Raw genomic sequence first — 12,674 nt, 5'->3', positions numbered from 1 at the left:
CCGGACCCTTAAAACGTTTCAACAAAAAAAAAATGGGCAACTGCCCATCTTTTGTATTCCCAACTGGAGCTCGTTCGCCAAAACAATATTGGGAAGCACTCGGGTTAGGATTCGAATTATAACCCGATACAGGTCCGGCCGCAATCGCCGCACTGCAAAATGAACAGCTATGCAACAGTCTACTCTTTTGATCAGGGCAGCGCCGCGGACGCTCCATTTTCGCGCGGCATGACCGTGCCGGGACGGGCTGATCGCGCCGTCCCGAGGCGATCGATCAGCCGCGGCGGCCGCGCCGCGGCATGCCGTGATCGCTCACGCGCGGGCCCTGGCCGCGGCGGGCCTGGCCGTTGCCGGCGAAGCCGAACGTGGTCTGCAGCGGGTCCGGCTGGCGCGGGCCTTTGGCGCTGGCGCGGCCTTGTCCGCCCTGCCCGCCCTGCCCGCCTTGTCCGCCGGCGGCGTTGCCGCGGCCACCCTGGCCGCCGCGCTTGCCGCCGCCTTGCGCGCCGCCCTGGCCGCCTCGATTGCCGCCACCACCCTGCGGCGCGCGGCCGTTCCCGAGGATGCCGGTTTCGCGACCGGTGCCGACACGGACCACGGGCGGACCGAACGGATCGACGTTGCGATTGGCATCGGCGCGATCGATGCGGTTGCCGTTCGAACGGATATCGTCGGCGTCGTCGGCGCCGCGCGCCTTGCCGCCCTGTCCCTGACCCTTGGACTGCCCCTTACCGGCGCCGGCGCCGGCACCGGCACCGTTGCCGCCCTTCTTCTCGATGCCGAAGGCGTCGAGGAAGTGGCGCACGTCGTTTTCTTCCAGCTCTTCCCAGCGGCCGCGCTTGAGGCCCGACGGCAGGGTCATGGCGCCGTAGCGGGTACGGATCAGGCGCGACACGGTCAGGCCGACCGCCTCGAACATGCGGCGCACCTCGCGGTTGCGGCCTTCGCCGATCACCACGCGGTACCAGCGATTGACGCCTTCGCCGCCGCCGTCCACGATCTTGGTGAACGATGCCGTGCCGTCGTCCAGCTCGACGCCGGCCAGCAGCTTCTGGCGCATGCCTTCTTCCAGCTCGCCCAGCGTGCGCACGGCGTATTCGCGGTCGATGTTGTAACGCGGGTGCATCAGGCGGTTCGCCAGGTCGCCGGAATTCGTGAACAGCAGCAGGCCCTCGGTGTTGAAGTCGAGGCGGCCCACGGCCAGCCATTTCCCGGTCTTCATGGTCGGCAGGCGGTCGAATACGGACGGACGGCCTTCCGGATCGTCCGCGCTGACGATTTCGCCGGCCGGCTTGTGGTACACGAGCACGCGCGGCGGCTTGTTGTTGTTCACGCGGCGCTGCAGCAATTTGCCGTTGATGCGCACGGCGTCCGTCGGCAGGATCCGCTGGCCGATGTGGGCCGGCTCGCCGTTCACCGACACGCGGCCGGCGATGATCAGCTCTTCCATGTCGCGGCGCGAACCGAGGCCGGCTTCGGCCAGCACTTTATGCAGCTTCGGCGCGTCGTCCTCGGCCGTCAGGTCGCGCCGGGCCTTGGTCGCCTGGTGCTGGCCGCGGCCGCCGTCGTTGGCGTCGAACGCGTCCGACGTGACGAACGAGAACACGGCATCCGCGTCGTTGCCCTTGCCGCCCTTGCCGCCCTTGCCCGGCGCGGCATTGTTCCTGGCGTTCTTGTTCTTGCCCTGCTGCTTCTGGCCCGGATTCTGGCCCGGGTTCTGGCCGGCCTGCTGCTGGCCGTTCTGGCCGCCCTGCGCCTGCTGGCCGCGCTGCTGGCCTTTCTTCTGCTGCTTGCCGCCGCGCTGGTCGCGGCGCTGCTCGTTGCGGCCGGTTTCCGCCGGCGCGGCATCGACGCCGGCCGGGGCCGCGTCGGCGGCCGGGGCGGCGCTTTGCTCCTCGGCGCGTGCCGGCTGGCGCGCGTCGCGCTGCTGGCGCTGCTCGCGCATCTGGCGCGGACCGCGCGGCTTGCGCTGGCTCCCGGCACCGTCGCCTGCCTGGGCGGGCGCGGGTTCGGCGGGCGCGGCAGCGGCCGGGGCCGGGGCGACGGCGACGGCGACGGGTGCCGATGCAGGCTCGACGGCAACCGGCGCCGCGTCGGCAACGGCGGCCTTGCGGGCGCGCGGCTTGCGCGCCGGTGCGGCCGCAGGTTCGGTGGAAGGCGCGGCGGCGGCAGGCGCGGCGGCGGCCGGGCTGTCGGCGGCGGGCGCGGCTTCGGCCGCCTTCTGGGCCGCCGTCTTGCGCGTGCGCTTCGGCTTGGCCTCGGCCCCGGGCTGCGCAGCCTCAGGCGCCGCGGTCTCAGGCGCCACCGCCTCCGCCTTCGGCTTCGCGGTGCGGCGCTTCGGCTTGGCGGCCGTCTCCAGTCCTGCCTCGGCAGGGATCGTCTCGTTCATGTCAGTTGGATTCATCATTCGTTTCTTGGTTTTGCTGACCTGGCGCGACGATCAGTCGTTGGACGCGAGCGCTTGGTCGTGTATCGGGACTTCAACGGGTGAAGTGTCGTCAAATTGTTGCAGGGCCGCTTCCAGCGCCTCCAGGCTGCGCCCGGCACCGATATCGGCCACCTGCTGCAGCGGCGGCAGCTGGGACAGCGCGGCGAGCCCCAGGTCGTCGAGAAACTGCTTCGTCGTTCCCAGCAGCGCCGGACGCCCGGGCACTTCGCGGTGGCCCACCACATCGATCCAGCCGCGGTCTTCCAGCATCTTGATCGTCTGCGAATTCACCGCCACGCCGCGGATTTCCTCGATGTCGCCACGCGTCACCGGCTGGCGGTAGGCGATGATCGCCAGCGTTTCCAGCGTCGCGCGCGAATATTTCGGCGGTTTTTCCGGCGCGATCCGGTCCAGGTAAGGCTTCATTTCCGGGCGGCTCTGAAAGCGCCAGCCCGACGCCAGGCTCACGATCTCGATGCCGCGATCCTGCCAATCCTGGCGCAATTCCTCGAGCAGGATCTTGATCGTATCCGACCCGACGCCGGCGCCGATGGGGCGGCCGGCGCTGTCCGCGTCGACGAACAGTTTCTTCATGGCGTGGATCGTCATCGGCTCGCGCGCGCACAGCAAGGCGGTCTCGAGGACCTTCTTGGCCTCATCAGTGTTCATAACGATGTCGTCAGCGGAGTGTGCAACTCTGGATGCCAGAACCATCAAACATAACCCGTCCAACGCGGCCGGCCAGGAGCGCCGGCCAACATTGCCAGCCGCGCGGCCGCCAGGCTGAGACTTCACGCTTTGAAACGGGGTTCCATAACCCGGCTTGGAATACCGGGCGGGATACCGTGGGGGGTTGCGCCCTGCCACGGGGCGGCCCACCGGTAAGTGGTCCGCAAACGGTTGATTTCAAGAGAAACGGGGCTGCCGGCACCATCGGGAGACTGGGCTCTGGAGGCGAGGCTCCTGGCGCGCTGGGCTAAGCGAACGACATCGTTTCTTCCAACTGCCGTTCATTGTACCCGATAAAAGCGGGAAAAGGCATCCCGCGCTGCGCAACGCGGCCGCGGCGGCCGGAATTACACGCCCGGGCGGTCCGTCAGGATGGCCGAAACACCTACTAAAGCTGGGTATTCGGCCGTGATCACATAGGTCGGCACCTGCGCCAGATAGCCGACGAAGCGGCCTTTCTGTTCGAACCGGGCCCGGAAACACGAGGCCGCGAAGCGCTCGCCCAGGCGCGGCACGATGCCGCCGCCGATGTAGACGCCGCCCTGGGCGCCCAAGGTGACGGCCAGGTTGCCCGCGATGGTGCCCAGCATGCCGCAGAAGACCTCGATGACCTCGTCGCACAGCGCGCATGCGCCGGCCAGGCCGCGACGCGTCATCTCGGGCGCATCCAGCGCCTCGGCCGCGACGCCCCGGTGGTGGGCCAGCGCGCGGTAGATCAATTCCAGGCCGGCACCGGACAGGAAACGCTCGGCCGACACGTGCCCGAATTCGCGCCAGGCAAATTGCAGGATCGCGACTTCGGTCTCGTTGGCGGGCGCAAACGTCACATGGCCGCCTTCGCTGCGCAGCGCGGTCCAGCTCGGCTTTGCGCCGGCCGGCAGGTTCTCCGCGGGAACGAGGCCGGACACACCCAGGCCCGTGCCAGCGCCGAGCAGGCCGATCGGCGTGCCGGCCACCGGCGCGCCGCTGCCCACTTGCCGTTTTTCGGCGTTCGCCAGGTGCGGCAGCGCCATGGCCAGCGCGTAGAAATCGTTGACGACGGCGAGCTCGTCGAAGCCGCATTCCAGGCGCAGCGCCTCGATCGAAAACGCCCAGTGGTGATTGGTCATGCGCACGAAGTCGCCGACGATGGGATTCGCGATGGCGATCGCGGCATGGCGCACGACACCGGCGGCGGCGGCCACGGCCGGCAATGCCAGATAGGCACGCAGCGCGTCGGCGAGCGTCGCGTAGGCGGCGCAGGGCAGGACTTCGATCGACTCGATCCTGCCGGGCCCGGTCTCCAGCGCAAAACGCGCATTGGTGCCGCCGATATCGGCCAACAGGCGCGGGCTCGCGTGGCGCGCGCTGTCCAGGCGCGGTTCGGTGGACGGATCGACGATGGCAACGGGCGAAACGATCATGGCAGGCCTAAGAAACAGATTCCTCAAGCTTAAGGATTTCTTGGCTGCAGCGCAAGCATTTATTGTAGTTTAGGTACATCGGACCGCAAATCCGGGGGAATTTGCGTAAAACTTCCCACGCTTACTGAGTAGTCGAGCTACCAACCGTGGAAGTTTGCGAAACGTGCGGACTGATCGATGCCACGCGGCCGGCGCGGGGCCGGGGCCGCTCAGCCGGCCTTGGGCTTGAGTGCCACGTCGGCCTGGCCGGCGGCGCAGTGATCGTTCCAGGCGTCCAGGCCGCCGCGCAGGGGGCGCGCACGGTGGAAGCCGTTCTTGATGAATTCCTTGGCGACCTGGGCCGAGGTGACGTCGTTCGGGCAGGAGCAATAAATGACGATGTGGCGCTCCTTGTCGAGCGACGCCATCAGGCGTTCGGGTACGGCATCGCCATAGACCAGCGCGCCCGGAATGCCCTCTTCCAGCTGGCGCGCGGTGACGCCGCGCGCATCGACGATCAGCGGATCGTGGCCGCCTTCGAGCAGGTCCTTGAGTTCGTCCATGGTGATGCGCGGCAGGTCGGCCGCGCCCAGGTTGCGCTTGCGCTCGATGTACTTGAACAACACGAACAGCGCGAGCAGGACGCCGATGACCATCAGCGCCGTGCTGCCCATGGTCTCGAACCAGGCGATGACGTCGTCCACGCTGCCATGGAACCAGGCGCCCAGGCCCATGCCGACGCCGCTCCACAGCAGGCCGCCGGCGATCGACAGCCAGATGAAGCGGTTCGTCGTCGTGCCCATGGCGCCGGCCAGCGGCGGCGCGATCGTGTTAAAGCCGGGAACGAACTTGGCCACGACGAGCGACTTCGCGCCCCAGCGACTGAAATTGTCCTCGGTCTGGCTGACGCAGGAGTCGGGCGACAGCGAAATCTTGCACAGCAGGCGCAGGATGCGCTTGCCGTAATGGCGGCCGGCGCGGAACCAGAAGTAATCGCTGATCAGGCAGGCCAGCACCGACACCACCAGATACAACGGCCAGTTCGCCTTGCCGTCGACGGCGAGCGCGCCGGCGATGATCAGCACCGGAAACGCGGGAATCGGCAGCCCGATCTGTTCGAGCAGGACGGTGCCGAACACGATCAGGACGCCATAGACGTGTAGCAGGTGCGAGAGCTGGGTCATCCCCGTATGGTAGCGGAAAACGCCGGGGTCAGAGCCCGGTTTTGGGCAATTTCCAACATCAGGGCTCTGACCCCGGTATCGCGGCCAGCAGTTGTTGCGTGTAGGGATGCTGCGGATTGCGATAGAGCTCGTCCGCATCGGCCATTTCGACCACGCTGCCGTGGTGCATCACCATCACGCGGTCGGAGATGTACTTCACCACCGACAAATCGTGCGAGATGAAGATGTAGCTCATCTTGTACTCGTCCTGCAGGTCCTGCAGCAGGTTCAGGACCTGGGCCTGCACCGACACGTCGAGCGCCGACACCGATTCGTCGCACACGAGGATCTCCGGCTTCATCGTCAGGCAGCGCGCGATGGCGATGCGCTGGCGCTGGCCGCCGGAGAATTCGTGCGGGTAGCGCTCGAACGCATGCGCCGGGAGCCCGACGCGCTCGAGCAGCTGGCGCGCGTGGGCCGTACGCTCCGCATCGTTCTTGCCGATGCGGTGGATGCGCATCGGCTCGAGCAGGATCTGGCCGACGGTGAAGCGCGGATTCAGCGACGCGTACGGATTCTGGAACACGATCTGGATGCGCCGTTTATATGCCTGGAACTCGGCGTCGCTCATCGCCACGAGGTCGCGGCCGTCGAACATGGCGCTGCCGCCGGTGGCGCGGTGCAGGCGCAGCAGCGTGAGGCCAACCGTCGTCTTGCCGGATCCCGATTCACCGACGACGCCCAGCGTCTTGCCGCGCGGGAGCGTGAACGACACGTCCTTCACGGCCTTGAATTCGCGTTTGCCGAACAGGCCCTCGCGCAGATAAAAGCTCTTGGCGAGGCCGTTCACCACGAGGATGTTCTCGTCGTCCGCCGCATAGCCGCGCGTGCGCTGCGGCAGCGTGGCGCCCGGCTGCGCGCGTCCGCTCAGGTAATCGTCGATGACGGGCAGCCGCACGGGCCGCGCATCCAGCGGCGGCCGGCAATGCAGCAGCGCCCGCGTGTAGGCGTCGCGCGGGTCGCCCAGCACCTGCGCGGCCGCGCCCTCTTCGCGCACCTCGCCGTGGCGCATGACGATCACGCGGTCCGCGATCTCGCCGACGAGGCCCAGGTCGTGCGTGATGAACAGCACGGCCATGCGGCGCCGCTTCTGCAGGGCCGCGATCAGGTCCATGATCTGCTTTTGGATTGTCACGTCCAGCGCCGTCGTCGGCTCGTCCGCGATCAGCAGGCGGGGTTCGCAGGCGATGGCCATCGCGATCATCACGCGCTGCTGCTGGCCGCCCGACATCTGGCTCGGGTAGGCGTCGATCTTGTGCGCCGGATCGGGAATGCCCACTTCATCCAGCAGCTCGAGCGTGCGCGCGCGCGCCTGGCGCTTGTCCATGCCGAGGTGCAGGCGCAGCACTTCGCCGATCTGGAAGCCGACCGTGAACACGGGGTTCAGCGACGACATCGGTTCCTGGAAGATCATCGCGATGTCCTTGCCGCACAGGCGCCGCCGCTCCCCGACGGACAGGTCGAGCAGCTCGCGGCCGTCGAAACGGACCGAGGAACCGGGGTGGATGATCGTGGTATCCGCCGGCAGCAGGCCCATCACCGCGAGCGAGCTGACCGACTTGCCGCTGCCCGATTCGCCGACGAGGGCGACCGTGGCGTCGAGCGGCAGGCTGAACGAGATGCCCTTCACGGCCTCGAACGTGTTCTTCTTGTCGGTCCTGAAGGAGATGCGCAGGTCGCGCACCTCGAGCAGATGCCGGGGAGTCGGGTCGCTCATTTCAGTTTCGGATCCAGCGCATCGCGCAGCGCGTCGGCGAACAGCGAGAACGCCGTCACCAGGATGGCCATGGCGCTGGCGGCCGCCGCCAGCTGCCACCATTTGCCGAGGATGAGTTCATTCTGCGCCTCGTTCAGCATGCTGCCCCACGAGACGACGCCCACCGGCACGCCGAAGCCGAGGAACGACAGGATCACTTCCGCCTTGATGAAGCCGACGACGAGGATCGACATCTGCACCAGCGCCACGTGCGACACGTTCGGGAAGATGTGGACGAACATCTTGCGCCAGCCGGACGCGCCGATCGCATCGGCCGCCATCACGTATTCGCGCGCCTTGTGCTTGATGTACTCGGCGCGGATCAGGCGGTACGGCCCGGTCCAGCCGGTGAGCCCGAGGATCAGCACGATCGTCAGCACGCCCCTCGTCTGCAGCACGGCGGCCACGGTGAGGATCATGAGGATCGACGGAATCGACGTGAACACGCTGTAGAACCAGTTGAACAGATCGTCGACCGCCCCGCCGTAGAAGCCGGACAAGGCGCCGAACACGGTACCGAGCAGCACGGCGACGAACGCGGCGACGAGGCCGACGACGATCGACGTCTGCCCTCCCTTGATCGTCTTCTTGACGATGTCGTGGCCCCATTTGTCGGCGCCGAACGGCAACGTGGTCCGCTTGGCGGCATGCGCGGCATGGCCGTGGCGCGCCAGCTGCGCCCGCAGGTCGGCGATGTCGGCCGCGAGCGGATCGAACGCGTTCGGCGGCACCGGGCGCTGCGGCTGCGCCAGCGCGGCCAGCGCCGGGTCGGGGCCGATGAACGTTGGCGGCGCGTAGTTGACGGCGACTTCGTCTTCCCAGTCGGCGGCCACGAGCCCCGTCGCCGCCAGCACGACGGACGCCAGGTACAGGCACACGACGGCCAGCGCCGCCATCGCGACGCGGTCGGCGCGCAGGCGGCGCCAGGCCAGCGTCCACAGGCCTGGAGAGACGGCCGGATGGTGCAGCGCGTGCGCCGTCATTTGAGCTGCACGCGCGGATCGACGGCCTGGTACATCAGGTCGGCCAGCAGGTTGAACACCATCGTGGCCGCGGCGACGTAGACCGTGATCGCCTTGATGACGGGGAAGTCGCTGCGCTCGACGGCGAGGATCACTTCGCGCCCGATGCCGGGGATGCCGAAGAAGCGCTCGAGCAGGAAGGCGCCGATCAGCAGCGCGGGCAGGTTGGCCATGACGTACGTGATGATGGGAATCGCGGCATTGCGCAGCACGTGCACCCACACGATGCGGCGCTCCGGCAGGCCTTTCGCGCGCGCGGTGCGCACGTAGTCCTGCCCCACCTCGTCCAGCACGAAGCTGCGGAACAGGCGCAGGGTCGGCGCCACCGACACGGCGAGACCGATCAGGATCGGCAGCGTGGCGTAGCGCAGCAGGTTTTCCGTGAAGTGCTCGCCCCAGCCCTGCACGGGAAACAGCCCCAGTTTATAGGCGAGGCCGTACTGGAACACGATGATGTAGACGAGGATCGAGATCGACATGCCCACCGTGCACGCGACCATCACCAGCCGGTCCGTCAGCGAACCGCGCACGAACGCGATGGCCAGCGCCAGCGCGATGCCGATCGACGTCTCCAGCACCGTCAGCGGCACCAGCACCGTCAACGACGGCCCGAGGCGGGTGGCGATGATGTGCGACACCGGCTCGCCCGTCGCCCAGGCGTTGCCGAAGTCGAAGGTCAGGATCTGCTTCACGAAGATGCCGAGCTGGACGTACCACGGCGCGTCGAGTCCCAGCTGGGCGCGGATGTTCGCGATGGCGTGGGCATCGGCCATCTTGCCCGCCAACAGGTACGACGGGTCGCCGCCGACCCAGTTGAACAGCACGAACACCAGCACGACGACGCCGGCCATCGTGGGCAGCATCTGCCACAGGCGCCGCAGGATATAAGCAAACATCGGGATTCCCGGGTGATTCATCGAACGCGTTCGGAACTATAGACCAGATTGCGCCGCCTTGGCCGGGAAAAGATGTCATGGGGCCATAACCAAACGGATGAGTTGATAAATGAGCGGATGTGGTATTTACGCAATATGCATTGCGCTCGTATTGACACATTGCACGCACCGGTGGTCTGATGCGTTGCCAAAATAAAACAGTAGTTTTTTGGCTACCCAGAGAGAGACTACATCATGAGACAGCCCAGTCCGGCATACACATACCAAAATTGCACGGAATCGGGAATGCGCCGATGTTTAGCCTTGCCATCGAAGCACCATTTGGAGTTGTAATGCATCAAAAGAAAGCTATCGCACAAGCAGTGACGCTCGCCCTCGCCTACACGGCGCTGGGTGTTGCACCGGCCATGGCGCAAGACGCCCAAGGGCCGATCCAGCGTGTCGAAATCACCGGTTCCAGCATCAAGCGCGCGACCGCCGAAACGGCGTCGCCCGTGCAGGTGGTCAGCCGTGAAGACCTCGCCAAGTCCGGCAAGGGCACCGTCGCGGAATATCTGCAGACGCTGACCTCGGACGGCGCCGGTTCGCTGCCGACCGGTTTCGGCAACGGCTTCGCCGCCGGCTCCACCGCCATCTCGCTGCGCGGCCTGGGCGCCACGTCCACGCTGGTGCTGCTGAACGGCCGCCGCATGGCGCCGTTCGCCCGCGCCGACGACGGCCAGAAGAGCTTCACCGACCTGTCGACCGTGCCGATGGAAGCCGTCGAGCGCATCGAGATCCTGAAGGACGGCGCCTCGTCGACCTATGGCGCCGACGCGATCGCCGGCGTGGTCAACATCATCCTGCGCAAGGACTTCGTCGGCACGGTCTTCAAGGCCGAGGCGGGCGAATCGCGCTACCACGACGCCGGCACCGGCAAGGCCGCCCTCACCTGGGGCCGCGGCCACCTCGACGAAGACGGCTACAACGTCATGGTCAATGCCGAGTTCTACGGCAACTCGGCGCTGCTGAACAAGGACCGCGCCGGCCGCGCCTGGATCGGCCACGGCGACATCCGTCCGTGGGGCTATGCGGCCAACACCCAGTTCGCGGGCGGCTACATCACGCCGGGCGCGTCCAGCCCGACGCCGACCGGCGCGCTGCGCGATCCGAAGACCGGCAACTACGTCTCGCTGCCGGGCTGCGCGCAGTTCTCGGTCACCGCCGCGCAAGACCCGGCCGGCGGCTGCCTATGGTACCAGGACCAGTTCCGTTCGATGCAGCCGAAGATCGGCGGCATGAACTTCTACGGCCGTTTCACCAGGAACCTCGACGGCGGCCTGCAGTTCTACGCCGAAGCCGGCTACTCGAAGCGCGACACCGAATTCACGCTGACCCCGCCGGCGACGAGCTCCACCGTCGCCTTCCCGCCGAACGCCGCCAGCCCGACCGGCGTCATCAACTACGGCAACGCGATCCTGGTCTCGGCCCGGCACCCGCAGAACCCGTACGGCGCCGCCGTGCGCCTGCGCTACTCGATGTTCGACGTCGGCCCCAGCACCCGCTCGGCCGACAACGAATTCTCGCGCTTCGTGTTCGGCCTGAAAGGCACGGTCGCCGGCTGGGACTTCGATACCGGCCTCACGCACTCGGCATCGACGCTGGACCTGAACTACAGCAACATGATCAACATGAAGGTGCTGCAGGCCGCGCTGGGCGATCCGGCCAGCAAGTACTTCCCTTACTACATCGGCACGCAGGCCGGCAAGAACCCGTCCTCGCTGTACGCGGCCATGGTGACGAACGCCGTGTCGCACTCGACCACCGAACTCGACGTGCTCGACTTCAAGGCGTCGCGCGAACTGATGCAACTGCCGGGCGGCGCGCTGGGCCTGGCGGTCGGCGCGGAATACCGCCACCAGTCGCTGGACAACCCGTCGCTGTCGGGCACGCAGGACGGTTCGATCAACGCGTCGTACGTCGCCGCCAACGGCGACCAGAACGTCTCGGCCGTGTTCTTCGAAGTGGCCGCGCCGGTCGTCAAGACGGTCGAACTGAACGCGGCGGTGCGCTACGACAAATACAAGGACTTCTCGTCGACCACGCCGAAATTCGGCATCAAGTGGACGCCGCTGAAGACCTTCGCGCTGCGCAGCACCTACACCGAAGGCTTCCGCGCCCCGGGTCCGGCCGAATTCAGCGCGGCCAGCCAGAGCACCGGCAGCTCGTCCGTGCGCGATCCGATCCGCTGCCCGAACGGCACCCCGGCCGCCGGCGGCGCCACCCAGGCCGACTGCGCGATCTCGATCGGCGCGGTCAAGGTCGGCAACCCGAACCTGCAGCCGGAGAAATCGAAGGGCTACACGCTGGGCATGGTGTGGGATCCGCTGGACGGCACCGCGCTGTCGCTGGACGCCTTCAAGATCAAGCGCAGCAACGAGATCAACCCGCTGTCGTACGTCGAGGCGGCCGCCCTGCCGACCGCGATCCGCAACGACAACAACCTCGTCGTGAACGGCGTCGCGATCCCGAACACGGGCACGCTGCTGCTGTCGAAGGCGCCGTACCAGAACTCGAGCTTCACCGAGGTCAAGGGCATCGACCTGGACGTCAAGCAGCGCTTCCGCCTGGGCGACTACGGCCGCGCCACGCTGGGCCTGACCTGGACCCACGTCGCGTCGTGGGTGCGCGCCGAGAAGAACGGCACGCGCTACCAGTACGCCGGCACGCACGGCAACTGCGATACGTCGGATTGCGCCGGCACGCCGAAGGACAAGATCAGCACGAGCCTGTCCTGGGACCGCCAGAACCTGAACGTGACCGCGACGGTCAACTACCGCGCCGACATGCAGAACGTGTACTTCGCCGGCGACAAGTGCGCCTCGCAGTTCGCGAACGGTGCGCCGGCGCCGGGCGACTGCCGCCTGGCGTCGTTCACGACGCTCGACTTGTCGGCCCGCTACCAGGTGACGCCGCAGCTGCAGGTCTACGGTTCGATCTCGAACCTGTTCGACAAGATCGCACCGCTGGACCCGCTGACCTACGGCGGCATGAGCTACAACCCGATGGACGCCAGCGGCGCCATCGGCCGGTTCTTCAAGGCTGGCGTGCGTTACCAGTTCTGATCGGCTGAACGCAAGCAATGAAAAAACCGCCGCAGGCTCGCAGCCGGCGGCGGTTTTTTTACGTAACGCCAACACGTTGCGAACGTCACGTCACGCGTGGGCGGAGGGCCGCCCACGTGTGACGCAACCGCACCACG

General features: G+C 67.1%; 7 protein-coding genes and 1 pseudogene. 1 reads left to right on the top strand and 7 read right to left on the bottom strand.

Annotated elements, in window-relative coordinates; genetic code table 11:
• Positions 1–274 precede the first annotated feature (274 nt).
• The 7 genes and pseudogenes from rluB to U9J41_RS19405 all read right to left on the bottom strand — a co-directional run bounded on the left by rluB (position 275) and on the right by U9J41_RS19405 (position 9,433).
• The gene (gene rluB / locus U9J41_RS19435) at positions 275–2,401 is read right to left on the bottom strand and encodes a 23S rRNA pseudouridine(2605) synthase RluB (protein WP_322403890.1); all 2,127 of its coding nucleotides are present in this window, start codon (positions 2,399–2,401) and stop codon (positions 275–277) included.
• 99 nt (positions 2,402–2,500) lie between these two features.
• Positions 2,501–3,094 (bottom strand): annotated as a pseudogene (gene scpB / locus U9J41_RS19430) (SMC-Scp complex subunit ScpB); the annotation flags it as partial.
• A 407-nt stretch (positions 3,095–3,501) separates the two neighbouring features.
• On the bottom strand, positions 3,502–4,557 hold the full coding sequence (locus tag U9J41_RS19425; RefSeq protein ID WP_322403814.1) for a glucokinase: 1,056 nt from the start codon (positions 4,555–4,557) through the stop codon (positions 3,502–3,504).
• Positions 4,558–4,766: 209 nt separating this feature from the next.
• On the bottom strand, positions 4,767–5,720 hold the full coding sequence (locus U9J41_RS19420; RefSeq protein WP_322403813.1) for a VTT domain-containing protein: 954 nt from the start codon (positions 5,718–5,720) through the stop codon (positions 4,767–4,769).
• Positions 5,721–5,778: 58 nt separating this feature from the next.
• On the bottom strand, positions 5,779–7,476 hold the full coding sequence (locus U9J41_RS19415) for an ABC transporter ATP-binding protein (RefSeq protein ID WP_322403812.1): 1,698 nt from the start codon (positions 7,474–7,476) through the stop codon (positions 5,779–5,781).
• A complete protein-coding gene (locus U9J41_RS19410) occupies positions 7,473–8,498 on the bottom strand; it encodes an ABC transporter permease (protein ID WP_322403811.1) in 1,026 nt (341 codons plus the stop codon). The genes U9J41_RS19415 and U9J41_RS19410 overlap by 4 nt, the downstream gene beginning before the upstream one ends.
• On the bottom strand, positions 8,495–9,433 hold the full coding sequence (locus U9J41_RS19405) for an ABC transporter permease (protein ID WP_322403810.1): 939 nt from the start codon (positions 9,431–9,433) through the stop codon (positions 8,495–8,497). Before U9J41_RS19405 ends, U9J41_RS19410 begins: the two co-directional genes overlap by 4 nt.
• Positions 9,434–9,765: 332 nt before the next feature.
• Between U9J41_RS19405 and U9J41_RS19400 the strand changes: the two genes are divergently transcribed.
• The gene (locus U9J41_RS19400) at positions 9,766–12,537 is read left to right on the top strand and encodes a TonB-dependent receptor (protein WP_322403809.1); all 2,772 of its coding nucleotides are present in this window, start codon (positions 9,766–9,768) and stop codon (positions 12,535–12,537) included.
• Positions 12,538–12,674 lie beyond the last annotated feature (137 nt).

The organism is Massilia luteola (assembly GCF_034420155.1).
GTDB classification, from domain to species: Bacteria; Pseudomonadota; Gammaproteobacteria; order Burkholderiales; family Burkholderiaceae_D; genus Telluria; species Telluria luteola.
Note: the sequence above shows the minus strand (reverse complement) of the source record. Positions and strands in the feature narration are given on the sequence as shown.